Here is a 25007-nt window from a genome sequence, read left to right as displayed (position 1 = left end):
TCGCTTTCAAACGACCTAGCGAACCGCCGTATGCGAGGCCCGCACGTACGGTGGTGTGAGAGGAGGGCCGGGAAACCCGGCCCTCCTACTCGATTGCCTATTTCTCGCAGCCGATACCATCGCCGTCGCTGTCGAGACCGTAGATGTCAGTTCCGATAACTTTGACGGGCCCACGCACATACGCGGGCCCGTTGCCTTTCCCGCCCGCGCAGTCGACGTCTGAAGCAATGGGAACGCACGCCCATGCATAGTTGGGGTCGCAGCCCGACGGCGCTGCGGGAGCCGCTTGCTTGGCGGCCGCCTGTGCTGCGGCTTCTTGAGCTGCCCTTGCGGCAGCTGCCTGTGCGGCGGCGTCGGCTGCAGCCTTGTCTGCTGCTGCTTGGTCTGCGGCCGCTTTGCCTGTCGCCGCCTTGTCTGCCGCCGCTTTTTCTGCCGCAGCCTTCGCCGCTGCTGCCGCTGCGGCACGCGCGTCCCTTACTTTATTGGACTCTGATCGTTCCATCCAGAGCAGGACTCCCGCGTCGGACTTCGTGCAAATGAATTCCTTAGGTGGGTAGCTCTCGGTGGCGTTCTCCGTCACGCAGGACGCGGATTTCGGCGCGGTAGGAGTCGCAGTGGGAGTTGGCGAAGCTGAAGCTGAAGATGAAGCCGACTGGGTGGCGCCCGCGTGCGAGATTGTGGAGCCGGCTCCGCCGCATGCAGTGAGCGAGAGTGCTGCGGCCGCTGACGCGACGATTGCGAAGAGCCGAATGGTTGCCTTCCGAGATTTCAAGAAGTCATGCGGCGCGTGATTTGCTGTCTCGTTATTTTTCGGCGCGCGAGTATTCATTTATTGCCCCCATGAAATTGTTTTGATGCAAATATCAGCAGATTCTAGCATCCGAAATGCGAGAAAAGAAGAAGTTGTCCACATGAGTGAAGAAGCCCCTTGACTTGGCCTGGGCGAGGCGGGGGTGTGTTTGATTACCGAATATATATTCGATCGAAGAAATCTTGATGCGAACAAATATCCACATGCGCGAGATTCCACCTAGAGGTGGTCACGAAGTCTCCGTAGCGTTCAAGCAAGAGACCACCACCAGGAGAACCATGAAGAACCTGATATCGCCGAACCCCGTCTCCGTAGTAGTCAGGGGACCACCTAGTTTTCGCGGGAGCACACTCAGATGCCTAACAAAACCGCAGGTCGCTGTACCTAGACGCTTGCTTGGGCACACGGAGATTCGCCATCAGACCACCTAGACGCCTGTTTCTGAATCTATGGTTCCCATGGGAAAGACGCTCGTGGAAGAGCCTCGGGGGTTCCGCGGCTTGCAGGGGAATCCACCCGGCAGAACGGCCATCCTTGGGCGGGAAGCCGTCGGATGACCTGGATATGCACCTCCTAGGGGCCGGAGAGTGCTGGATTAGCGCATCAGAGAAAGTTGGATCGCGAGTGTTCGAACAGGAAGTTCGGCGAACGCTGGACTATGTTGCTCGCGGCATGATGGTTCGAATTGTCGGTGCGCCTGGAAGCGGCCGTACGAGCGTCGTGCAAAAGGCTATAGCCGATCTCGAGAAAACCGGGGCTACGGTTTACTCTATTTCGGCCCTTCGCTCACATCGCGAAATACCGTTTGGTGGAATATACGGTCTGGGACTTGATATTCGAATAGGTCAATTGGGCGTGTTGGGTGTGGTTGACACACTGGCAGGACGACTCGCCAGGCCGGGGGAGCGTGTGCTTGTAGTCGATGACCTCGAATTCGTCGACACCGAGACCTTGGCGGTCCTGGATGCCGTCCGGCGCAGGACGAAGCGACCCATTATCGTGACAATGACTGACTCTTCCCTTTACGCAAAGGGGCGCCCGGCCGTTCTCAGTCCTGGCCCTGAAGCCAGGGTCCACTTGAATCCGCTTCGCTATGAGCACGTGAGCGAGCTCATCACCGACGTTTTGGGGGCACCCGCGGACGCTGACACTACTGCCCGCATCCTCACGAAATCGGCGGGGAACCCCAGGCTCGTGGCCAGGATCGCGGAAACAGCCTCGCTCAGTAATCTGCTTGCCCTGAGCGATGGTCAATGGCACATGACAGGCGACACCCTGTGGAATGAGCACCTCCACGGCACCGTGGAGTCCCTCCTTGAAGGACTCGAGTCCGACGAGCTCACGGGCCTTCAGACCATGGCCATCGCAGGCACGGCGCCCATCGATGTGCTGCAACAGGTAGTCCCCGCTGACGTTTTGGACAGGCTCGAACAGCACGGTTTGATCTCGGTCATGGATGATCCCGACACCAACATCAGCGCTGCGATCACCCCACCGGTGCTAGCCGACTATTTCCGTGCTCAAAGAGTGCTGACGAGCCGACGGGTCCTGAAGAATCGAATCACCCGGACCTTGAGCGCCTTGCCACAGGAACCCCATGTGGACGTCACGCCAGCCGATTCCCTGATGAGGGTGCTGACCGCGTTGGGCCTTGAACGGAGTACAGACGACGCGGCCGCGGCACGCCATTTTCATGAGCAAGTCTCGGTTCTCGAACGCCACCGCTATGACTTGTGGGATGACGAAAAATCGGTATCGAACGCCGTGGCACTGCTAAGCGTTTACTGGGGTTCGCCGATTGACGCATCGAGAATTGAGCGTGTGCTTTCCCAGACTTTGAGCTCGGAAGGAGACACGTGCGACCTCCTCTTCTTGGCAGTTACCAAAGCGCTTTGGGCGATCCACTCAGGCAAGGGACTGGATTATGCGGCGCACACCCTCAGCAGCTTTCGGAAGGAACGCCCCGAATGGTCGGCCGAGGCTGAAGCCGTAGAAGTCTTCCTTGTGGCGTCATACGACCGAATGCCGCACAATCTCGACGACACCTTGGCACATCTACACGATCGCCATCCCGGGAGCGGTGTCGTAGCCTGCGTCCGGGGGATGCTGGAACTCTACCGCCTCAACCCTTCCGCGGCGCTCAACGCCATCGACTCCTCAGGCGGATTCAGGGGCTTTCCACGCATCGAACCGTTCATCCGGGGACTGGCATTGTTCAGCTCCGGAAGGATCGAGGAGGCAATTGTCTTTGCACTCGACCAACGCGCAGAAGCCCGCCGCAACCTGGATCAATTCGGGATGGTGTCAAACACCTACGTCGCTGCCCAGGCACTCGTCTACAGCGGCCATTTCGACGAGGCCGAATACCTGATGGGCAGCGCCTTTGCCATGGGGCGGCCGGGTTTCCTGGTGGATTCCCTCCACGACGCCATGTTGCGGCTCGCCGGACTGAGGGCAGCGACGTCGGCGATCTTGCCCACCGCGACGCTTGCAACACAGGCGCGGCGCGAGGCTGAAGACATCGGCCCACTCCCGGGAACCGCAAAGGGAGTCTACGAACTCGTCGCCGGGCGCCCACTCATCCCCGCTGTATTCGACAGGAAAGCCGCCCGCCTCATTCGGCGGCAGTTGGAACGCGGCTATGTTCTGGAAGCCACGTACTCCGCACTCTTCTTCACCTGCCTTCTCCCTGGTCGCAAGGTCCTCGAAATCCTCCGGCATACCTTGAAGGAACGTGCCTTCACCGCACACGATCAGCTTGTAGCAATTGCAGCTGCGGTGGTGGAGGAAGACCACCAATTGCTTGAGGTGCTCCTCAAGCATTACGAGCCAGACTCTGATCTTTACCAGGTACGGATGCTGCTCCGAGGTGCGTTCAAGCGGTATGCCTTTGTGGACGACACCGTGGGAGCCGCCGAGATGGACCGGGCGTACTCCATTTTCGCGACTCGATTCCCGTCGGTAGATGAGCCCATGGCATTCAATTCCGGAAGCTACTCGCCACTGACCGTCCGGGAAATTGAGATAGCAGCCCTGGCCGGTCATCGTTCCAACCCTGAGATCGCCGAGCATCTGGGAATCAGCATCAGGACTGTGGAAAATCACATTTCCAACGCGCTCCGAAAGACCGGAAGCCCGACCCGCGCTGCCCTCTTTGACCTTGTCCGGGATTCGTCTCCCTTCCGCTAGAAGCGGCTTTCAGCCCGAGGGATCGCTCTCTGGGTCTGTGAGATTTTTTGTAAACACCTAGTAGGCCCGTTTCCACCACTCAAAATGGCTTTTCCACCACTCAGTGGGCTTCGGCCAACCATAGTCTCCTTTTGGTTGCACGGCGTATATGGGGGAAGCGCTTTAGTTCCTTTGCCGATGCACTGCCCTCGACCCAGCCGGCAACGCGTCGGCTTATCGTGAAAGGAACCATTTTGAAGACAAAACTTAGCTCGGGCCGCAAGCGCACTTTCCTGGCAGGAGGCGCACTCCTGGGAGTGACCGCGCTCCTGACCGCGGCTTCGTTCACCGACTTTGCCAACCTCAACCTCGGCAACGGCACGGATGACTCAGGATTCGGCGGCAACAACCGCTTCAACATCCAGGTTGTTGGCACCAACGCTAGTGGCGTCCCGGTGGCAGGAACGTGGCAGGAAGCAAACACGGCTGCCGGTGTGAACATCAAGATCCCCGGTGCGGACCTCATCACCCCGGGCGACACCGTCTCGGTGAACATCCCGTTCCGCAACGAGAGCCCTGAACTCAGCGCCAGCATCTCCTTCTCCCTGAAAGACCGGGCCGGCTACACGTCCAGCCCCGCCCTGGATGCCGCCCTTCGCTACACGGTCACCCTGGACGGTACCGCGCTTGTTACCAACGTTCCGAAGTCCTCGGTGGATGCCCTCAACCTGGGCACCTTCGCCAAGGGCGGCTCGGGCGTTCTCGGTGTGAGCGTCACCCTTCCTGACCAGGGCAGCCCCGCGGCCAACAACGCGATGCAGGGCCTGATCTCATACGTTCAGGCACACTTCGACGCGACTTCCGTCAAGCCGTAGTCGATTTGAACCGCTGGTGGAGGTTCCCCATGAGCCTCCACCAGCACCCATCGCTTGCCTCAACAAGCCAAAAGCTGGATCCATGAAGGACAGAACAGTATGAGGACTCAACGCCGCGGTCGAATGCGGGTAGCGCTTGCAACCGGGACCTTGGTTGCTGCGGGCGCGCTCATCACGGCCGCCACATTTACGGACTACGCCGATGTCGACGTCAACATCGATGGCTCACGAAACACCTTCGACATCGTGGCCACGGGGAAAGCTGACAGCTCCTGGCTGCCTCGAGACTCCGATTGGGTTCAAGCGAATCCCAAGGCGTTTCGAGTTGCTTTGACTGGCGATGGCAGCGGTTACACCATGGCGCCCGGTAGCGCCCTTGACCTGCGCATCGCCGCGAAAAATAACAGCCCTCGTCTCGCTGGTCATCTGAGCCTCAAGATCCTGGATCCACAACCGCGCGGTGATGCCAAGAATCCCGTGACCGGCACGTACCTTGAACTTTTTGACCAGCTTGTCTTCACCGTGGCAGACGGTGGCAAAGTCCTGCTCGATCGAGTCCCCGCAGATCGGCTAAGCAGCATCAGTTGGCCGGATCCCCTGCGCTCAGGAGAACACAAGCTGCTGGATGTTCGGATCGAGATGCCTTCTTCGGTGGACAACCGATGGCAGCAGGCCTCAACCGACATCCAATTCAATTTCGAGGCGGTGAACCTGTGAGAACGAGTCCGTTCAAGGCAAGCGGGCGGAAGCGATTCGCTCTCGCCCTCGGCGCCTCCGCTTTGGTCCTCGGGGTCGGCGTGACGGCGGCAGCGTACACCGACTTTGCCGTGGTCAACCTTGGCACCGGTGCCGCCAATTCCGGCATCGGAAATCCGAACAAATTTGATATCGCGGTGAAAGACGCTGGCGGGATCCTTCGCGACGCCGACACAAAAGCGACGGCCGTGGTGCTTCCACTGTCCTCCGGGACCGAGTTCTCTGAGACCAAAGCAGTGCAGTTCGACATGACAGTCGCGAACCGGCAGCCCGGCATCATCGGAGATCTCTCTGTCTCCGTCTACGACCCGGACCCTCAGAACAGCGACCTCTTCGAAAGCCTCGTGTTCTCGGTCTACCTTGACGGTTCCGCGACACCGGCCATCAACAATGCGACGGCGGTCCAAGTGAACCAGGCCGGCCTGATCTTCAAGGACGTGGCTCCGGGCCAAGAACATCGCGTCAAGCTCTCGGTGGTTCTCGCCAAGAACAGCGCGACTCAGGTAACCGGCAAGTCCACCCAGCTGGGCGTACTCACCAATGGAGAAAGCAAATGATCGCACTGCGTAGCAGCCGGACGCTGATCGCTCTGCTCGGAGCCGGGTTGCTCGTCCTTTTGCAAGCTGTAGGGGCATCAGCCGTCACTTCAGACCTCATCAATGCGACCCCGACCTCCGTGGCCATTGATGCTCCAGCCCCGGGCGAGGTTCAGACATGGAAAATGTCCGTCAGCAACTCAGTTGACGCGCCATTGCCCCTCGGTCTTGAGATAAGCGGTGCTTCAGACATCCTGTTCTCCGGGGCAACTCCCATGGAGTTGAGCGTAAAAACGCTCGACGGCGCGACCGTCGTCGAGCGCGTTCCGGTGGGAAAGGTGCTCGGCAAGTCGCTGAAACTGCCTGAACTTCAAGTCGGCAAGACGTACGACCTCGTCGGCTCAGTCACGTTGCCCAAGGAAGCCAGCAACTCCTATCAAGGCGCGAGCGGCAACCTCAAGTTCCGGTTTGTAACCAGCCTCGACAAGCCTGCCGTCACGCCCGTCTCGCCGATCTCCGGACCAAACCTGGCCAATACCGGCATGAACAACCTGCTTCCCGTAGGAATTGCGGCCGTCGCGCTGCTTGTCCTTGGCCTAGGCTTCGTCCTCGTTCGTCGAAAGGGCTCCTCACATGAGTAACCTTCCATTCCTCCGCCGCAGAGAGTACTTGACCGCAACCGGGCTCCTCGGCCTCAGCGCGCTCTTCGGGTCGTCCGCAACCATGGTCCCCACCAGCGCTGCGTACAAAGACCGCACCCACGCCCGCTCCGAAGCCATACCAGCTGCCGCAGCGCCGCCGTTCATGGTTGGCATAGCAAAGAACGTACGCATGGTGGACACTGGACTCGGCGTGGGGACCGACGGGAACGCCTACGTTTGGGGCCGCACCGACTATTACATCAACGCGGGAGCCCCAGACCCGGGACCGTTCAAGGCACCTCAACGCGTGGCAGGTATCCCAGACGGGATAGTTCGTCAAGTGACCGGGCAGATCTACAACGCGAATGCCCTCGACGCGAGCGGGATGGTGTGGGGTTGGGGCTTTTACGACTTCCGCGATGGAACGGACGCTGCCAAGCCCAACAACAATGCGAAACAAGTCCGTATCAACTCTGCCTGGAATGGAGCGGGGGCTGTCCTGGACAAAATCATCTCGATTTCGTCCACGGAATACGCCGGAGCAGGCATACGCAGCGACGGCACCATCTGGCATTGGGGAAGTCCCACTGGATACGGAGGCAACGGCGGCGTTGGTGCGAGCCAACTTATGGGGTTGCCGGATCCGTCCGTACCAGGCAACCGCCCGATCTACCTCAAGGGTGCATACACAAATTTCTTCGTGATCCTTGAGAACGGAGACGTGTACTACTGGGGCGGCATTGGTGGAAACAGCCTCCCCTCAGGCCTCCTGAACTCGGATGCAAGCCCCCGTTTGGTGGCGCCGCTGTCCCCGTGGTTCCAGCGCAACGTCGCCGCGGGCGCGCCATACATCGTGGCGGTCGACGGCGGCATCAACATGGGCGGTGCATTGCTGTCCAACGGTCAAGTGGTGAGCTGGGGAGACAACAGCACACGCATCGGCGGACGGTCTACCACCAACCCGCGCACACCGGGGGTGATCACGACCCTGTCCAACATCACGTCCATGCAGTTCGGCTTCACGGGCGTGGCCATGATGAACAACTCCGGAGAGCTTTGGGGCTACGGTGCCAGCGACGACTACGGACGATTCCCTCAAGCCCCAACCAAGATCGACACAAACGTGGTCCAGTACGGATCCGGTCAAGGCTTCTACCTCTGGCAGAAATCCGACGGAACCTTCTGGGGCCGCGGCTATAACCCGGCGGGATCGATAGGCATGCCAACCGGGCAGATCAACACAACTCGTCAGGTTTCTTGGAACCTGGGAATGGTGAAGCGATGAGGAAGCTGATGACGAAAATCTTGCCGAAGCGAGGAATCGCTCAGCGGGCCGACCGGTTCAGGCTGCTCCTGACAGCGGGCGCCCTCGCGGCCGCCACCGTGGCAGTGACCAGCGCTTCCGCAACCGACTTCGCCCGGCTGAATTTCGTTGGCGAGAGCCTGGTTGAGTCCCCTCGGTTTGATATCGGAGTGGTGCGGGACAACGGCACTGTGGAGCAGGCAGACAAGGACGGTGGATTCGATTGGGCCGTTGCCGGTGCAACTGACCTTGTGCCCGGCAAGTCAGTGGCAACTACGATCCCGGTGTTCAACAACACTTCCAATCTCAAAGCGGACACGAACTTCCAGATCGTGCTGCGGAACGGCGACGGAAGGGTTGCTGCGGGAGTTCCGAATATCCTGCCATTCCTGCGATTCACCGCGACGGACGAGGCCAACAAGGCTATCTTCACCGACGTCCCGTGGGATCAAGCCAAGGGAGCACTGGGAGTTTTGGGGCCGCGATGGGGCGCTGTCCTTAAGCAGGGAGATCAATTCAGTCCGGCTGCCGATGGTTCCCTGAAGAAGTTGAATCTCACCATCAAGTATGTGGACGGCCCCGGAGTCGAGAACTACAACGGCGGTCAGACAGCAATTGCTGTTCGATTCGACGCTGTTTCTGCTGCGCCGTGACCCTCCCGGACGGCGTTTGGGAAGACGAAGAAGTGACGGTGGACGAGGCGTATCAAGTCAAAACCCGGGTGCACCCGGCGGTGCGGGTCTATGGGGCGTTCCGCTCCACCGTGCTGACCCTGGGTGCCATTCTCGGGGTCGCATCCATCCTCACGTTCGGAGTCTCACTCCTTTTCGGTGTCCGACCGCTGGTAGTCGTCTCCGGCTCCATGGAACCAACTATTCCCGTCGGATCGGTGGTTTTCTCAGCCCAAACAGCCGCAGGGGAAATCCAGGAGGGCACCGTCGTCACGGTGGACCGACCGCGGAACCTTGGATTGGTCACACACCGCCTGGTCAAGTCAGTTGAGACCGCACCGGACACTTACGAATACACCCTCAAGGGAGACGCCAACTCCAAAGAGGATCCGGAGCCCTACAAGGTCAAGACTGTGGGCAAGTACGTGTGGCACGTGGTTGCTCTCGGATACCTGGCCGAATTCCTTCAATCCAGGAACGGAACTGTCATAGCCATCGGGGCCAGCCTGGCCCTCATTGCGCTGTTCATCCTGGATCCTGCCCGGTTGACGAATAGATCGGCTGGGCGTCGACGGGCGACTGCTATGACAGATGAGGGCGAGGACCAGATATCGGACGAGTCCAGAAGCTAATCCCACATCGTGGGTTCGGGGGTGAAATCGGTGCGGGACAACGCTAGGAGAGTCATGGAACGTATCCGCAACTGGATTGCCAAACGTGCTGGCTCGTCCGCCAGCGGGAAGCGGAGCAAATCACATGGAGTCGGCGAGCCGTCAATTGCGTTGATCCACTTCGCCGACCGCTTTACAGCCGCAGTTGGGGAAACCATCTCCTACACGGCGTGGATCCTCAATGACTCGCGGGAGAACCTGACAGGGGTTTCCCTCATCCGGCGTTCGTTCACCAACGCGAACTTGGAGAATCTCGCTTACGACAACGCGCCGGAAGGTCCCGGGACGATCACAGATTCCCTAGCGCCGGGTGAAAGCACGGAGGTTCATTTGAGCTACGTTGTCCGGGAAGAGGACATCGTGCACGGTGGGGAGATCGTCAGTGCCATGCAAGTGAAGGCCAGGTCTGCGTCGGGCAGCGTGTGGGACGAATGCGACGCGATAGTCCATCTGGGTCCAGGGCACATTGGTGGGGTGTATCTGAACAGCCGGGGAACGTCGCGGCTTGACGCCTCCTGACGCTCCCCGGCTGGGCCTTTCAGTTAGACCACGAATGTGAGCCATTTCGAGCGCCTCGCGTCGAAGATCTCCCCATTGTGTACACGCCATCCATCGGCAACCCGCTTCACGGTGAACCGCAATTTCGATTTGGGCCGGGTTGCCTGCACGTACCGGAATGTCACTTCGCCGGACACTGCCTTTTCCAATTTGATGACATCACGGTCAGCATCGTACGTGGGCGGATACCCTATCCCGTTGGAATCCATTCGTCGACGGTCGCACCTACCGGGAACCAAGTGCTTCTCGAAGATTCTCGCGAGCTCGCCTCTCGCATCATCCATTTCCTTCATCGCGACCTTCCGCTTCTCTAGCAAGGGCGCGATCACCGAATAGTTCCTTGTCTCCCAAGCGTGCATGGCATCGACGAATTCGACAAACGCCTTCACCGCTGGGCCATTTGACTCACTGCGAACATCTATGGACATCAATTTCCGAATACCTTTCCGCGTTCCGGTCGAAACTAAGAATTACGGTAGGTGTGGCGGCCGGTACTAGGTGTTCATATTCATTCGATTGAGTGGCAAAGATCAGCGGATTAGGTGTTGAGAGCCTTCTCTGGCCCCCAACACCTAATCTGCCAGGTTTGCACCGCTCATTTTCAGTTAGATCAACACTCAGTGGACTTTCCGGGCCATAGCCTTTTGAGGGAGGGGCTACCCCTCACGATGGCGTGCCACTGTCAGCCCCAGCAGCTGCAGGCACGGACCTCTGTCGTCTGAGACCCGACAGAGTCGACGGCCGGCCGTGCTGAGCGTGGCCGGCCGCCCATTGATTCGGTGATGTTGAATCTCGCGCGTTGAACCTCATGCCTGGTTCATTCCGTGTTCGCTGCAGTCAGGATCCGTGGGCTTTGGATAGCGGGGGTGATAGCGCCATTCGGGGCAGGAGCATCCGGGGTACCGATTCGTCCGGCGGTGCCAATGACTCTCGGCGCCCAACGCCACGGCATCGTGCCGTCTTCCGGGTTCGTCCGTAAGCATGAGTCCTCCTATCTGCAACTCCTTCCTTTCTGCAACCACTGCATTGAGCAGGACGCGGGAACGAGTAGAAGCACCGTAAGGTCTGCAATCACCCGATAGGTGGTGGACTACCTCGCATTGAGTGGTCTTGATCCATGAATTGGGTGTGCGGATGGGAACTACTCAGCCACTTTTCTCGGCTACGCTTCCTCGCGGAAGCTTCTGGCGGATAGAGTCCATGAACGCCACAATGGTGAGGACCGCCAGGCCGGGCGCGCGGACGGAGGCTATTACCGACGTCGTTCGCTGGAATGGGACGCCGATCTCCGGGCCAAGTGCCGCTGCGTGAGACAATCCAGCGACAGCGAATATCGCGGCCTTTGGGCAACAGCGGACCCGCAGAAGAAGCCCGTGGAGATGAGCTGTCATGAGGCGGCGACTGATTGTGTCGGGCAAGCGCGGAAGAGGATGTTCCGGACTGTTGTGATCAAGGCGCTGGTGATTCCGGCCCCGAACACAGCGCCGAGGACAACAAGTGCCCAGCCTCCGACGTCGATGGCTCTCCTGATCTGGGATGCCGCTGCTTCAGGGATACCGGCCGATCCCACCATCGATGAAACGGCCAGGCTTGCGCCGAAGATTCCAACCGAAGCCACCGCAGCCGCAGTCCCGGCGTGAAGCCCAGCTGCTCGCGTCGTTGCTGATTCCACTCCAACCCCTTCTCTCGAGACGATCGGCCAACGCAGACCTGGCCTTGGAGAACGGCGACTCTGTCTTAAGCAGAGCCATCCACCGTTCAGATTGTCTCGATGAAATAGGGCGTCTAGGTGTTGATCAGGGCAAAACCAGTGTGCCTGAGCGGTTTTTTAGGGGTGAAATTGCTGGATCTAGGTGGACGTGGGGGCCGGTCTAGGTGTGCGCCGGAGAAGGTCACCGACGCGTTGACGTCGCCTTGGTAGGCGAGCCCACGATGAACGGCCTCGTGTCGAGCGGTTCGGCGGGGAGGACAGGCGGCTTTGCGTCGGCAACGGTGTCCGCAGGCTGAGCGGAGGAGCCGGTTCCGAGCCCGCGAACAGTCCAGCCTTGCGCTTTCCATACCCCAGCGTCCAGGACGTTCCGCGCGTCCAGCACCATCCGGCGTCGTACGAGCGAACCGACAGCGGCGGGTGAGAGAGTGCGGTACTCATCCCATTCGGTCAGCAGCAGCACCAACTCAGCGCCTTCCAGCGCGCGGGTCGTGGACGCTTCGAAGCGGAGTTGCGGGTAGCGCATCCAGGCGTTGTTGATGGCCTTGGGGTCGGTCACGGTCACATGGGCACCGGCCGCTGCGAGCTGGAGTGCGACGTCGAGGGCGGGGGAGTCACGGATGTCGTCGGTGTCCGGTTTGAAGGCCGCGCCCAGCACCGTGACGGTGCGGCCGGACAGGAAGCCCTTGCACATTTCACGGGCGACGTCCACGGCGCGGGCGCGCTGGCCCAGATTGATGGAATCGACCACCCCCATCCACTCATCAAGGGAAGGCACGGACAGCGCTTGTGCCTGTGCGCGGAACGAGCGAATGTCCTTCGGCAAGCAGCCGCCGCCGAAACCCAGGCCAGCGTGGAGATACCGGTTGCCGATGCGCGGATCCAGGCCCATTGCCTGGCTGAGTTCAGTGACATCGGCACCCGAGGCGTCGCAGAGTTCGGCCATGGCGTTGATGAAGCTCAGCTTCGTTGCGAGATAGGCATTGGAAGCGGACTTGATGAGCTCGGCCGTCGCAAAGTTGCAGACCAGCCGCGGGATACCGGCGGAAACCAGCGGTTCGTACACGGCGTCGAGCACGGCTGTTACCGGGGCACCGGCGCCAGAATCCTTGCCGCCCGGCACGCCGTACACCAAGCGATCGGGTACCAACGAATCCTTCACAGCCGTCCCCTGGCGAAGGAACTCGGGGTTCCAGCCGAGCAGGATGTCCGGCCTGCGGGCAAGGACGCCGCGGAGCATGTCCACCGTTCCCACAGGGACGGTGGATTTGCCCACGACGGCGGCGCCCCTCGCCAGATGGGGGAGGAGGCTCTTCGTCGCCGCGATCACGTAGGAGAGGTCCGCCGTGTCCGACGTCTTCGACTGCGGGGTGCCCACGCAGAGGAAGTGCGTCTGGGCGTCGGCGGCATCAGCAAAATCAGTGGAAAACGTGAGCCGTTTGGTGGCGAAGCCATCCCGCAGAAGTTCATCGAGGCCGGGTTCGTGGAAAGGCGCGAAACCCTTGTTCAGGTGGGCAACCTTCTGGGCGTCGACGTCGATGCCCACCACGGTGTGGCCCATCGACGCGAGCGTCGCGGCATGTACTGCGCCAAGGTAGCCGCAGCCGACAACGGAGATTTTCATGCTGAGAGTCCTTTACTGGAAGTCACGGAAACGATGGCGGGCTCAGCCGCCTGAAGCTCGGCCGGATGGACATGCGCAACGGTCGGCTCAACCAGAACGTCACCGGCGATCACGGCCTCGTAGTGCTGTATGAGTTGGGCACTCAACACCGGCCACGTCCGTCCTTGGACCGATGCGAATGCTGCCTTTCCGAACGCGCGGCGCTTGGCGTCGTCGCCCACCAGATCCTGCACGTAGCCGCGCAACTGGGCAAGGTCACCCGGCTCGTAGAGCCAACCGGTACGCGAGTTTTCCACGAGGTCGAGGGGACCGCCCCGGCCGGTGGCCACAACGGGAACACCCGATGCCATGGCCTCCTGGATGGTCTGGCAGAACGTTTCGAACTCGCCAGGATGGACGAAGAGATCAAAGCCCGCAACAACCTGGGCCAGTTCGTCGCCGCCCAGGAACCCCGTGAAGACTGCGTTTGGCAGCGCTGCTTCGAGGGCCGCGCGTTGCGGACCGTCGCCCACGACGACCACCTTGGCTCCCGGCAGGTCGGCCAGCACGGCAAGATCTTCCACCTGCTTTTCCACCGCGAGCCGGCCAACATAGCCGATGATGCGCTCGCCGTCGGGCGCCACGGAGGCTCGCCACGCCGTCGAGCGCTTGGTGGGGGAGAACCGCGCGGTATCCACACCGCGCCGCCACATGCCCACCCTTAAGATCCCGCGGCCGCGCAACTGGTTGAGCGCGAACGTGGACGGGACCAATGTGCGGTCTGCAAGAAGATGGATGTTGTCCACCCGGTTCCATGCCCAGTTTTCCAGGATGGGCACGCCATACCGCGCGGCGTAGCTGGGGACCTCGGTTTGGTAGATGGCCACCGTGGGGATGCCGAGCTGGTGCGCGGCCTGCACAGCCCGCCAACCGAGGACGAAAGGAGATGCGAGGTGGACGACGTCCGGTGCGTAGTCGGCAAGGATTCTCTTGACCCGGCTCACACCGCCCAACGCCACCCGCACATTTGTGTATCCGGCCAGCGGCACGGATGGGAGACGGTGGACAAATGCGCCGTTCACGACGTCCGAGACAGCAGTGTCCGACGTCGACGGCGCAATCACCATTACTTCGTCGCCGCGCTCTTGCAGATGCTCCAGCACCCGCAGGATGGAGTGGGTGACCCCGTTCATGAGCGGCAGGAATGATTCGGCAACGATAGCGATCCTCACCCCTCCACGGTGTGCTCGGCGGTTGGCGAAGCGGGGGAGTGGGCGTGACGCTGGGGGGAAGGTTTGGTTAACAAATTGATGTTGCTTTCCCGAGTGGAGGGCCTTGAGCGACGGAAAATGCGCCAATCTAAGTAATTACGGAGCTGAAAGACGGGTAGGACTTACTCTTATCCGCTGCTAAGGGCCCGAATTACGGTGAGACCATAGTGAACTTCGTGGCCATGACTGGGGCTTGTCCTGTTATCCCCCCGCCCGTATGTCCGGCCAGGCCGCTGCCTAGAATCGAGCCAGACCTTATGAAACTCTTCAACCGTAATGACCAGCACCGGACGTTCAGAGGGACGATCCGGGGCAAATGGTTTACTTGGTTCTCCACCGTTGTGGTGGTACTTGCATGCGCCGGCTTTACCGCCGGCGTCACCGCCCCCGCAGCTTTGGCTGCCAATCCCACCGTCGTAACCCTGACTTTCGATGATGCAAATGCAGATCAACTTACCGCTGCACAGACGCTGCAAAGCGTGGGCCTGGTGGGTACCTTCTTCACTCCTTCCGGATTCGTTAACAACCCGGGGTACATGACGGTGGCGGACATGCAGGGTCTAGTGGCGAACGGCAACGAAATTGCCGGCCACACCGTGACCCACCCGGATCTGACCACCGTGACGTCGGATGAGGCCGCTCGCCAGATCTGCAATGACAGAGTGAACCTCAGCAATTGGGGATTCACCATCACCGACTTCGCCTATCCCTTTGCCGCTGAGAACGCGTCTATTGAGACCATTGTGAAGAACTGCGGATTCAATAGTGCTCGCAATCTTGGTGACATCAAGACGCGGTTCAGCTGCAACGGCTGCGCCCTCGCGGAGACCATTCCGCCCGCAAATCCGTATAACACGGCTGCCCCGGATGAAGTGGACAAGACCTGGACGCTTGCCGACCTGCAGAAATCTGTCACGCAGGCCGAGCCCGCGGGCGGATGGGTGCAATTGACCTTCCACCACATTTCAGCCACCAGCACTGACCCGCTGAACATCACGCCGACTCTGTTCAACCAGTTCGCCACATGGCTCAAGGCCCGCCCTGCAACCACAAGCGTCAAGACGGTGGCCCAAGTGATCGGCGGCACCGTCAAACCGCTGGTTTCAGGACCGCCGGCCCCGCCGCAGGGCACCGGAAACCTGGTCAAGAACCCGAGTCTCGAAACTTTGGTGAACGGCGCGCCGCAATGTTGGGCAGCCGGAGGCTACGGCACGAACACGCCTACCTTCTCCACAGTTAGGCCCGGGCATACGGGGAACGTCGCCGAACGGTTGGTCGTCAGCGGATATGTGGACGGTGACGCGAAACTGTTGCCGACCCTGGACCTGGGAGGTTGTTCTCCAACGGCCACTGCGGGACACACCTATTCGCTGGGTGCCTGGTACAAGTCCACCACCAATACCCAGTTCGAGCTGTATTACCGCACTGGACTCGGTTCATGGACGTATTGGACTTCCAGCCCGTGGTTCGCGGCCGCTACAACCTATCAGAAGGCCACCTGGACCACTCCGGCCCTTCCGGCCGGCGCCAGCGGCATCAGCTTCGGGTTGAACCTGTTCAGCAACGGCACGCTGACCACGGACGACTACGAGATGTTCGACGTCGGCAACCCGCCACCGCCTCCGCCGCCACCGCCAGCTGGGTCCAACCTCGTGCAAAACCCCAGCCTTGAAACGGCAGGAGCGGGCGCGTTCCCCCAGTGCTGGCAGGCAGGTGGATTCGGTACCAACACGGCCGTGTTCAGCACCGTAGCTACTGCCCACACCGGCACCAAAGCGGAGAAGCTCACCATCACGGGCTACTCCAGTGGTGACGCGAAACTGCTTCCGACCCTGGACACCAGTACTTGCCCACCTGCGGCCGTAGCGGGACATACGTACTCGCTTCGGGCGTGGTACACGTCAACCGCAGTCACGCAGTTCGCCGTGTACTATCGCGACGCGTCCGGCAACTGGGTGTACTGGACCTCCGGACCGTGGCTGCCAGCCACGAGCACCTACACGCAGGCCAGCCTCACGACGCCGGCACTCCCCGCGGGGGCCACTGCCATCAGTTTCGGGCTTAGCCTGTTCAACAACGGAACCCTCATCACGGACGACTACGCGATGTATGACAGCGTGGGAGCCCCGCCACTGGGGTGAGCAACTGAATACCTGAAACGAACGCTGAGGGCGGCTATCTATTTAGCCGCCCTCAGTACGTCTGGCAGCTCGTCAACGAATACTGTCCCGGGTGGCTCGTAGTAGATGACAAGCACTTCATCACCAACGTTGAAAACACTGGTCTTGTCGAAGGGATACGCATGGAAGGCGCTCGTGCCGCCGTGGAACGGCAGCATGACTTCCCCCACGGTGCCTGGCCCGATTCGCCCCGTAACCCGCCCAATCTTGCCGGTCAGGCTCCGATCAACCTCTTTGTGCATCGGTTTCGCTACGCATCAGGGGCTTTGGTGGGCGCCCGCTTGGGAGGTACCTGCCCGTTCTTGAGGGCAGCTGTGATCGATGGCAGGAAGTTGCCCACTTGGGAAAGGATTCCTCCCACCATGCTGTTGAGCCCTTCGCCGCCATTGAGGACCGTCAGTTGCCCCACATGGGCAAATGGTTCAGCCGCGGCCGCGACGATCGCGGGCATGTTCTCTGCAAGCTGCTGGGAGATAACGGCCTCTTGGTTGGTTCCGAGTGCTTCAGCGCGCGCCTTGATGCCGTCGGCTTCCGCCAAGGACTTGGCCTTGATGGCGGAGGCTGCGGCGTCACCGCGGGCTTTGGTGGCTGCCGCCTCGGCCTCGCCGGTGATCTTGGTTGCTCCCGCAATCGCGGCCGCAGCGGTGGCGTTGGCTTGCGCTTCGACTTCCACCTTGCGGGCGTTCGCCTGGGCTTCGAGTTCTGTACGCCGGGCGCGCGCCTCGGACGCGCTGATGTCGGCAGCCTTTTGGGCTTCTGCCTCGGTGCGCTGGGCGTAGGCCTTGGCGTCTGCGGGCTTGCGGATGGACGTCTGGAGCTTCTGCTCCTCGCGGTCCGCCTCCAGCTTTGCCACCTCGGTTTCCTGGACCACCACTTGCTGGCGTGCCGTGGCGTCGGCCAACGGACCTGCCTGCGCGGCGTTGGCCCTGGCGGTCTCGGCATTGGCTTGGGCCGCTGATTGCTTGATCGCCGAAAGGCTCTGGGCGTCCGCGATCTGGGCAGCTGCCTCGGCTTCCTTCTCGGCTGCCTCGCGGTTCCTGGTGGCTTCGGCGATGCGGGCCTCCATTTTGACCTGCGCAATGTGCGGTTTGGCCAGGTTTTGGATGTAGCCTGTGGGGTCCTGGAGGTCCTTTATTTGGAGGGAATCAACCACCAGGCCGAGCTTTTCCATTTCTATGCCGCTCGCGCTGCGGACCAGCGAAGCGAGTTTGTCGCGCTCGCGGATGATCTCTTCCATGGTCATGCTGCCAATGATCGAGCGTAAGTGCCCTTCAAAAACGTTGTAGACCTGGCTTTCCATTTTGGGCTGTTGGCCGAGAAACCTCCTCGCGGCGTTCGCAATGAAAGGCGCAGCGTCACCGATTTTGTAAATAACCACGCCCTCCACAATCACCTGGATACCTTGCGAGGTCACACAGTTGACCTGAAGCTCCGTTTCATTCAGCGTCAGGGACAAAGTCCTCACGGTTTGGAGCCCGGGAACCACCAAGGCACCCTTACCGGTGACGATTTTGAAATCCATTCCGTCCCTAGTGTCCACACTTCCCCGGGTCAGGCCGGAAATGATGAGTGCCTCGTTTGGTTCAGCCACCTTCCACATCAATTTGATGAGAAGCCTAATGACGGCAACGGCGACAACTACCCCCAATACGGTGACAAGAATGGGGAGATAAGCAATGAGGTCGAACATGACTGTCCTTTCAACGGCAAGCACCCAAGCGGCTCGTGTAGTCAGTCTGCTTCGGTCTGCTCCAGGAGTCCAGCAATTTGTTTACTTACAATTGACACAACGGATGCTCCTAAGCGTGCGTTCTCGCTAGCGACTCAATCCTCTCCGCAGCTTCCGCTGGGACTGCCGGGACGCCGTCGGCCGCTTGTCCGTAAAGCCAGTCGTTGTACTGGAAGTCGCCGTCCTTGCGACTCTTGAACAGCAGGTTACGTAAGACGCGCGCGACGCCGGACACGTGCCAGGACTCGCCCCAGACACGGGCCGTGCGCTGGACACGGGCCGTGCGGGCAGCCCGGGCTAAGTTGAAGTCGCTGATGGCGCGGTCCCAGGCAGCGGTGTCCACGCCGTCGTCGGTGAACACTGAACCGACGGTGGAGTCCTGAAGCACAGCTGCGTCTTCAAGCGCTTGGCAGGCTCCCTGGGCCAAGTACTGGAGCATGGGGTGGGCGGCGTCGCCCATCAAAACCAGACGACCGTCGATCCAGTTCTCGATGGGATCGCGATCGTACATGGGCCAGCGGATGCCGGTTGCAAGGTTCCGCAGCGCTGACTGCACTGCCGGAATGCAGTCCTTGTAAGCGGCCGCGAGTTCGTCCACGCCACCGTATTGCTCTTCCCCGCGCTCGAACGACGGCGACTTGAAAACGGCCACCGTGTTGAGCAGTTCGCCCTTGCGGAGCGGGTACTGCACCAGGTGGCAGTCCGGGCCAAGGTAGACGATGACGTCTTCGAGATCGGCTGCCGGGGTATCCGCCGTGATGGGAACGGTACCGCGATAGGCGACGTACGACGACGACACCGGGCCGTCCTGCACGACGCTGGCACGGAGCGTGGACTTGAGGCCGTCGGCGCCGATCACGACGTCGGCCTCGTAGACGTCGCCGTTCGCGGTGTGTGCTACGCCGCGCGCGTTGACGGTCCTAACGTCCTCCACGACGACGTCGTTCACCAAGCGGACGCCGGCGTCCTGGCAGGCCTCCAACAGGATCTGGTGCAGGTCACTGCGGTGGATCACGACGTACGGCGCGCCGTACCGTTCTTCGAATTCGCCCCCGAGGGTCTGGCGCGTGAGCTCCTCACCGGTCAGGGCGTCGCGGAACACCAAGTGCTTCGGCCGGACTCCGATCTCGAGTGCCTTCTCGAGGAGTCCCCAACGCTTCAGGACACGGGACGCGTTGGGGGCCATCTGCAAGCCCGCCCCGACCTCGCCGAATTCGGGGGCCCGTTCGACCAGGGTCACCTCGGCACCGTTGGTACGGAGGGCCAGGGCACCGGCGAGGCCGGCCATTCCTCCGCCGACGACGAGTACTTCAGTGGACGGATTGCGGTCAGACATTGCTAGCTCCTACAGACATGGTGTTTTTGGAATTGATGTTGGCGGTCTTGATTTTGGTGCCGATGGCGGCGAGCAGGATGGCCGCGACGGCGGCGGCCCCGGCAAATGCCAGGAAGTTCGAGTTGACGCCCAGCCCGGCCGCCAGCAGCAGCCCGCCTACCTGGGGTGCGGCGACCGCGCCAATGCGGCCGACGCCGAGAGCCCAGCCGAGTGCGGTGCCCCTGAGGTGTGCGGGGTAGTGGCTGGCCACTGCCGCGATGATGAGGCATTGCGTTCCGTGAGTGCCTACCCCGGCCAACACCAGCATGAGGTAAACGAGCCCCACTGGCGGGCCCATAACCAGTACGGCCAGCGCGACGGCGGCGACGGCGGCTGCCGCTATCGCCGTCGGGACCGGACCGAAACGGGTACCCGCCCAAGCGGTGGCTACCGAACCGACGACGGCGCCGAGGTTGAGTGCCAGCGCGAAGGTCAGGGCGGAGCCGAGGTTGTAACCGGCCAGTTGCATCAGGTTCGGCAGCCACGTGCCCAGGCCGTACCAGGCAAAGAGCGTCACGAGGGTGGAGATCGCGAACAGCAGACTCATGCCGAGGTACGGAGCCCGGAGCAGTGACTTGAAGCCCACTGCTTGTTTCGCCTCCTTTGCGGGCGGCTGCATCTCCGGCAGCGTCTCCGGGAGGAAGCGCATGCCCAGCGGAACCACCACGAGCAGGGCCACAGCGGCGACAAGGAACATGACTGGCCAGCCGAAAGCTGGAATCAGGGGGATGCCCGCCAGCGCGGCAATCGAGCCGCCGATCGGCACTCCGGACATCATCAGCGTGGCAATCGTGGACCGCCATTTGGCCGGGACCAGTTCCGCGACCAAGGCATTTGCCGAGGGAACAAGTCCGCCCAGGCCGATGCCGGCCAGCAAGCGCAAACCGCCGAAGACGAACGCGTTTGGGGCGAAGGCGCACAGGATGGTGAAGAGCGAAAACAGTGCGGCACAGGTGATAATCGTCCGGCGGCGGCCCCAGCTGTCCGAGATCCTGCCGGCGAAGATGGCTCCGATCATCATGCCGAGGAACGCCATTGAACCGACCGTGCCTGCCGTGGCTTTGGTGAGCCCCCAGCCTGTGTCGGTAATGAGGGACGATTGCACGGTGCCGTAGACGATGAGGTCATAGCCGTCGAAAACCACCAGCAACCAGCAGACGAGTACCGCGGCTGCGGAACGCCTGGAGAACCGGCTGGTGGCTTCGGGAAAGTGGTGCCGTTGGGTCCGCTCCGGCGCTGCAGCGGAAGGTATGTGATTCATCCCACCACTGTGTGGCCGCGGCTTGCCAGGGCCAATAGAATTCTGTGGTGCAGAATCTTCCAGCCCGCAAGAAGCCGGCTTACTCCATCGAGGCCGTGGACAACGCCCTGCAACTCCTCCAGCTCTTGCGCGACGGCGGTAGCCTTCGGCTCAAGGATGCCGCCGAGGAGTTGGGTGTCGCTCCCTCTACCGCCCACAGGCTGTTGGCCATGCTGGTGTACCGGGGGTTCGCCGTCCAGGACGAGACCCGCCGCTACGTGCCCGGACCGGCCATGGGGGTTGGCCCGGCCGGACTGAGCTGGACCCGCTTGCTGCGCACCGTGGCTCAGCCGCACATGGAACTCCTGAGCGGCCGGATCAACGAGACCGTCAACCTCATGGTGCGTGTGGGTACCAAGGTCAGGTTCCTTGCCACGGTGGAGGGGACCAGTGCGCTGCGGGTAGGCGACCGGCAGGGAACCGTATTGCCCGCCAACAAGGCCTCGGGCGGCAAGGCACTCTTGGCCGAGCTGGAGCCCGCCATGATTGAGCAGTTGTTCCGCAGCCACAATGCAGAGATCGGTGGGGACAATATTCCCGACGCCGAATATCCGGCTTTCCTCCGCGAGCTCGAGACGATCCGGAGCAATGGATTCGCCGCGAATTTCGAGGGCACCGAGGAAGGGATCAGCGCCTTGGGGGTGGCGCTCCACAACAAGCACGGCGTTGCGGTGGGTGCCCTGAGTGTCGCGACTCCCGTGGCAAGGTTTCGCAGGCTCTTCGACGGCGGACTAGTGGGCATCATGCGGGAAACCCAACGCCAATTGGAGATCGATATTGCGGCAAATCCGGCCGAGTCCCAGCCTTGAGCCACCCAACTAGCTGACAATTGTTGTCGTTTTGAGGGCCCATAACGACATCTACTGCTGGTTAGTTGGGCCAGCGAATTCTGGGTAGCAGAATATGCTGGAGATCACTTGAGGGCTTCCCTAAGGTCTGGAGTACGCCAAAACTGTCCCGTACCCTCGAGGAGGCCCCCTGTGTCCATCAGCGCCGATAGCACAACACATGAATCAGTTGCCACTGATCATTCCGCTGGCTTAGTGCACGCGGTTCCGGAACCAACTCCCGAGGAAGCTGCCCAGCTTGCGCAGTTGTACCGCGACTTCGAAGCCGGGAACCTGATCCCGCTCTGGACGGAGATCGCTGACCTGATGCCGATGGTGCCGTCCCCGAAGGCCGTGCCGCACGTGTGGCGCTGGAACGATCTGTACCCGCTCGCTGCCCGTGCCGGGGACCTCGTGCCGGTCGGCCGGGGTGGGGAACGCCGGGCCATCGCGTTGGCCAACCCGGGCCTCGCCGGCACGCCGTATGCGACGCCGACCCTGTGGGCTGCGATCCAGTACCTGGGCGCGCACGAAACAGCGCCGGAGCACCGCCACTCGCAGAACGCGTTCCGTTTCGTCGTCGAGGGTGAAGGCGTCTGGACAGTGGTGAACGGGGACCCGGTGGCGATGCGTCGCGGGGATTTCCTGCTGACGCCGGGCTGGAACTTCCACGGTCACCACAACGACACCGATCAGCCGATGGCGTGGATCGACGGTCTGGACATCCCGTTCGTGCACTACGCCGACGCCGGGTTCTTCGAATTCGGCACCGAGCGGGTCACGGATGAGGCCACCCCGGATGTCTCCCGCTCCGAGCGGCTCTGGGCTCACCCGGGCCTTCGTCCGCTGTCCGGGCTGGAGGACACCGCCAACTCGCCCATCGCGGCCTACCGCTGGGAACACACCGACGCCGCCTTGCGTGAGCAGTTGCTTCTCGAGGATGAGGGCCACCCGGCCACGGTGTCCCAGGGCCACGCCGCCGTGCGCTACACCAACCCGACCACCGGCGGGGACGTCATGCCCACCATCCGCGCCGAGTTCCACAGACTGCGGGCCGGGGCTTCCACCGAGCCGCTGCGCGAAGTCGGCTCCAGCGTGTGGCAGGTCTTCGAAGGCACCGGCACCGTGGTCCTGAACGGGGAGTCCACGGTCCTGGCGAAGGGCGATCTGTTCGTGGTCCCGTCCTGGGCTCTGTGGTCGCTTGAGGCAGAGAGCGAGTTCGATCTCTTCCGCTTCAGCGACGCCCCCATTTTCGAACGACTGAATTTCAACCGCACGTACATCGAAGGACGCAACAAATGAGACTCCTCACCCTCCGCACCGCTGCAGGTACGACGACGGCGGTCCGCCAGGACGGCGACACCCTGACCGAGATCGACGGGTTCTCCGACGTGGGCGCCCTCCTGCAGGAACCCGCCTGGGCGGCCATCGCGGAGGCGGCCAACGGCGCAACGCACGCGTACGACGGCGCCGACCTCGCCGCCGTCGTGCCCTCACCGGGGAAGATCATCTGCGTCGGGCACAACTACCGCAACCACATCAAGGAGATGGGCCGGGAAATCCCGGAATATCCCACCCTGTTCGCGAAATACGCCGAGTCACTGATCGGGCCCAACGATGACCTCGCGTTGCCGCAGGAATCGGACACCGTGGACTGGGAGGCCGAGCTCGCCGTCGTGATCGGCAAGAAGGGGCGCCGGATCAGCGAAACCGACGCGGCCGATCACATCGCCGGGTACTCGGTGCTGAACGACGTGTCCATGCGCGACTTCCAGTTCCGCACCATCCAGTGGCTCCAAGGCAAGACCTGGGAGAAGTCCACGCCGTTCGGGCCCGCCCTGGTCACCAAGGACGAATTCACCGCAGGGCCGCTGATGACCTCCGCGGTGGACGGTGAGATCCAGCAGCAGACCCCCACCGGGGACCTCGTGTTCACCCCCGAATTCCTGGTGTCCTACATCTCCACGATCATCACGCTGAACCCGGGCGACGTCATCGCAACCGGCACGCCCGGCGGGGTGGGCCACGCCCAGGACCCCAAGCGGTACCTGCAGGAAGGCCAGCTCCTGGTCACCACCATCGAGGGCCTGGGGCAGCTGAACAACCGCGTGGTCAAGGAAGCTTGATGGTCGCCCGCCACGACCTGACTACCGATCCGGGCCTGCAGGAACAGCTGCTGCAGGCCCGGCGGGGGACCGCGTTTTTCGCCCGCAAGCTCAATGAACTCTCCGATGCCGAGCTCGACGGCGGTTCGCTGCTTCCCGGCTGGAGCCGCCGCCACGTTGTAGCACACATCGGCTACAACGCCCGGGCCATCGCCCGGCTGGTTGAATGGGCCTCGACCGGCGTGGAGACTCCGATGTATCCCTCTGTCGCGGTGCGGGATGAGGAAATCAACTTCGGCGCCACCCTGTCTCCCATCGCGTTGCGGAACCTCTTCGACCACTCCGCCGTGCACTTGAGCGTGGAATGGCGGGACCTCCCCGAAGACGCCTGGCACCACACGGTCCGGACCATCCAGGGCAGGGAAGTCCCGGCGTCGGAAACGGTCTGGATGCGCAACCGCGAAGTATGGGTGCATGCCGTGGACCTCGACAACGGAGCATCATTCGGTGACATCCCGGCGTCGGTACTGGAACGGCTGCTGCGCGACATAACGTCCGCTTGGTCCATGCGCGGCACCGACAAGGGGCTGCTCGTCAAGGTCAGCGGCGCGGACCTCGTTTTCGGCGACCCGGACGCCGACGTCGTGGTCGCCGGGCCCCTTGCCGGCGTCGTGCAATGGGCTACCGGGCGCGGGAGCGACGGAGTGGCTGGGGGTGCCGGGCCGGTGCCGGCGGCACCCAAGTGGATCTGACGGCACTGCGTCTCACAAAGGCGAGCACAAAGAAGGTTGGCACAGCTCCCGGCTACTTCACCGCAGGAACTGCACCAACCGCTTGTATGACTATTCAGATTTGGCTGTAGATCCTACCCATTGGCGGCTCCTGTAATCCCGGGCTAACTCAATCCGGGCTTGTGAAT

At 61.8% G+C, this 25007-nt stretch carries 23 protein-coding genes; 14 read left to right on the top strand and 9 right to left on the bottom strand.

The genetic code is table 11. From position 1 onward, the window contains the following. Nucleotides 1-97: 97 nt before the first annotated feature. Entirely contained in the window at nucleotides 98-580 is a 483-nt protein-coding gene (locus HNP00_RS23145) for a hypothetical protein (RefSeq protein ID WP_311770498.1), read from the bottom strand. A 1140-nt stretch (nucleotides 581-1720) separates the two neighbouring features. Here HNP00_RS23145 and HNP00_RS05320 point away from each other — a divergent pair. The 9 genes from HNP00_RS05320 to HNP00_RS05280 all read left to right on the top strand — a co-directional run bounded on the left by HNP00_RS05320 (nucleotide 1721) and on the right by HNP00_RS05280 (nucleotide 9951). Beyond that, nucleotides 1721-4000, top strand: coding sequence for a LuxR C-terminal-related transcriptional regulator (locus HNP00_RS05320; RefSeq protein WP_311770497.1), 2280 nt, complete (start codon nucleotides 1721-1723; stop codon nucleotides 3998-4000). Nucleotides 4001-4233: 233 nt separating this feature from the next. Next, the gene (locus HNP00_RS05315; RefSeq protein ID WP_184736670.1) at nucleotides 4234-4854 is read left to right on the top strand and encodes a hypothetical protein; all 621 of its coding nucleotides are present in this window, start codon (nucleotides 4234-4236) and stop codon (nucleotides 4852-4854) included. 99 nt (nucleotides 4855-4953) lie between these two features. Then, on the top strand, nucleotides 4954-5571 hold the full coding sequence (locus tag HNP00_RS05310; protein WP_184736668.1) for a hypothetical protein: 618 nt from the start codon (nucleotides 4954-4956) through the stop codon (nucleotides 5569-5571). Beyond that, nucleotides 5568-6167: a hypothetical protein gene (locus HNP00_RS05305; RefSeq protein ID WP_184736666.1), complete on the top strand. Its 600-nt coding sequence runs from the start codon at nucleotides 5568-5570 to the stop codon at nucleotides 6165-6167. The genes HNP00_RS05310 and HNP00_RS05305 overlap by 4 nt, the downstream gene beginning before the upstream one ends. Next, nucleotides 6164-6787, top strand: coding sequence for an LPXTG cell wall anchor domain-containing protein (locus tag HNP00_RS05300; RefSeq protein WP_184736664.1), 624 nt, complete (start codon nucleotides 6164-6166; stop codon nucleotides 6785-6787). Before HNP00_RS05305 ends, HNP00_RS05300 begins: the two co-directional genes overlap by 4 nt. Continuing rightward, nucleotides 6780-8072, top strand: coding sequence for a hypothetical protein (locus HNP00_RS05295; RefSeq protein ID WP_184736662.1), 1293 nt, complete (start codon nucleotides 6780-6782; stop codon nucleotides 8070-8072). Before HNP00_RS05300 ends, HNP00_RS05295 begins: the two co-directional genes overlap by 8 nt. Nucleotides 8073-8080: 8 nt before the next feature. Further along, nucleotides 8081-8743: a hypothetical protein gene (locus HNP00_RS05290; protein WP_184736660.1), complete on the top strand. Its 663-nt coding sequence runs from the start codon at nucleotides 8081-8083 to the stop codon at nucleotides 8741-8743. Further along, nucleotides 8740-9393 carry a signal peptidase I gene (locus HNP00_RS05285; protein ID WP_184736658.1) on the top strand — a complete coding sequence of 218 codons (654 nt, stop codon included), beginning with the start codon at nucleotides 8740-8742 and terminating at the stop codon, nucleotides 9391-9393. Before HNP00_RS05290 ends, HNP00_RS05285 begins: the two co-directional genes overlap by 4 nt. Nucleotides 9394-9447: 54 nt before the next feature. Continuing rightward, nucleotides 9448-9951, top strand: coding sequence for a hypothetical protein (locus HNP00_RS05280; protein ID WP_184736656.1), 504 nt, complete (start codon nucleotides 9448-9450; stop codon nucleotides 9949-9951). A 23-nt stretch (nucleotides 9952-9974) separates the two neighbouring features. Here the strand turns inward: HNP00_RS05280 and HNP00_RS05275 are convergent, their stop codons facing one another. From HNP00_RS05275 to HNP00_RS05260, 4 genes are all read right to left on the bottom strand, one after another. After that, on the bottom strand, nucleotides 9975-10379 hold the full coding sequence (locus tag HNP00_RS05275) for an NTF2 fold immunity protein (protein WP_184736654.1): 405 nt from the start codon (nucleotides 10377-10379) through the stop codon (nucleotides 9975-9977). A 998-nt stretch (nucleotides 10380-11377) separates the two neighbouring features. After that, the gene (locus tag HNP00_RS05270) at nucleotides 11378-11662 is read right to left on the bottom strand and encodes a hypothetical protein (RefSeq protein WP_184736652.1); all 285 of its coding nucleotides are present in this window, start codon (nucleotides 11660-11662) and stop codon (nucleotides 11378-11380) included. A gap of 220 nt (nucleotides 11663-11882) precedes the next feature. Beyond that, nucleotides 11883-13322 (bottom strand): UDP-glucose/GDP-mannose dehydrogenase family protein, encoded by a 1440-nt coding sequence (locus HNP00_RS05265; protein ID WP_184736650.1) that lies wholly within the window; start codon nucleotides 13320-13322, stop codon nucleotides 11883-11885. After that, entirely contained in the window at nucleotides 13319-14533 is a 1215-nt protein-coding gene (locus tag HNP00_RS05260) for a glycosyltransferase family 1 protein (RefSeq protein ID WP_184736648.1), read from the bottom strand. Before HNP00_RS05260 ends, HNP00_RS05265 begins: the two co-directional genes overlap by 4 nt. 296 nt (nucleotides 14534-14829) lie before the next feature. Here HNP00_RS05260 and HNP00_RS05255 point away from each other — a divergent pair, with 296 nt between their 5' ends. Continuing rightward, a complete protein-coding gene (locus tag HNP00_RS05255; RefSeq protein ID WP_184736646.1) occupies nucleotides 14830-16713 on the top strand; it encodes a polysaccharide deacetylase family protein in 1884 nt (627 codons plus the stop codon). Nucleotides 16714-16751: 38 nt separating this feature from the next. Here HNP00_RS05255 and HNP00_RS05250 read toward each other — a convergent pair whose 3' ends face one another. The 4 genes from HNP00_RS05250 to HNP00_RS05235 form a co-directional block, all read right to left on the bottom strand. Then, complete coding sequence (locus tag HNP00_RS05250) at nucleotides 16752-16994, bottom strand: hypothetical protein (protein WP_184736644.1); 243 nt, start codon at nucleotides 16992-16994, stop codon at nucleotides 16752-16754. A gap of 8 nt (nucleotides 16995-17002) precedes the next feature. Further along, the gene (locus HNP00_RS05245; protein WP_184736641.1) at nucleotides 17003-18442 is read right to left on the bottom strand and encodes a flotillin family protein; all 1440 of its coding nucleotides are present in this window, start codon (nucleotides 18440-18442) and stop codon (nucleotides 17003-17005) included. 109 nt (nucleotides 18443-18551) lie between these two features. Next, on the bottom strand, nucleotides 18552-19817 hold the full coding sequence (locus HNP00_RS05240) for an FAD-dependent oxidoreductase (RefSeq protein ID WP_184736640.1): 1266 nt from the start codon (nucleotides 19815-19817) through the stop codon (nucleotides 18552-18554). Continuing rightward, on the bottom strand, nucleotides 19810-21117 hold the full coding sequence (locus tag HNP00_RS05235; RefSeq protein ID WP_184736639.1) for an aromatic acid/H+ symport family MFS transporter: 1308 nt from the start codon (nucleotides 21115-21117) through the stop codon (nucleotides 19810-19812). Before HNP00_RS05235 ends, HNP00_RS05240 begins: the two co-directional genes overlap by 8 nt. A gap of 47 nt (nucleotides 21118-21164) precedes the next feature. Here HNP00_RS05235 and HNP00_RS05230 point away from each other — a divergent pair, with 47 nt between their 5' ends. The 4 genes from HNP00_RS05230 to HNP00_RS05215 all read left to right on the top strand — a co-directional run bounded on the left by HNP00_RS05230 (nucleotide 21165) and on the right by HNP00_RS05215 (nucleotide 24840). Then, nucleotides 21165-21965, top strand: a complete 801-nt coding sequence (locus HNP00_RS05230; protein ID WP_184736637.1) for an IclR family transcriptional regulator — start codon at nucleotides 21165-21167, stop codon at nucleotides 21963-21965. Nucleotides 21966-22136: 171 nt separating this feature from the next. After that, nucleotides 22137-23285 carry a cupin domain-containing protein gene (locus HNP00_RS05225; RefSeq protein ID WP_184736635.1) on the top strand — a complete coding sequence of 383 codons (1149 nt, stop codon included), beginning with the start codon at nucleotides 22137-22139 and terminating at the stop codon, nucleotides 23283-23285. Continuing rightward, on the top strand, nucleotides 23282-24109 hold the full coding sequence (locus tag HNP00_RS05220) for a fumarylacetoacetate hydrolase family protein (protein WP_184736633.1): 828 nt from the start codon (nucleotides 23282-23284) through the stop codon (nucleotides 24107-24109). Before HNP00_RS05225 ends, HNP00_RS05220 begins: the two co-directional genes overlap by 4 nt. Then, nucleotides 24109-24840: a maleylpyruvate isomerase family mycothiol-dependent enzyme gene (locus tag HNP00_RS05215; protein WP_184736631.1), complete on the top strand. Its 732-nt coding sequence runs from the start codon at nucleotides 24109-24111 to the stop codon at nucleotides 24838-24840. The genes HNP00_RS05220 and HNP00_RS05215 overlap by 1 nt, the downstream gene beginning before the upstream one ends. The last annotated feature ends 167 nt before the right edge of the window (nucleotides 24841-25007 follow it).

Origin of the sequence: Arthrobacter sp. AZCC_0090 (assembly GCF_014207375.1) — a bacterium.
GTDB lineage: Bacteria > Actinomycetota > Actinomycetes > Actinomycetales > Micrococcaceae > Arthrobacter.
This window is presented reverse-complemented; position numbering and strand designations above follow the sequence as displayed.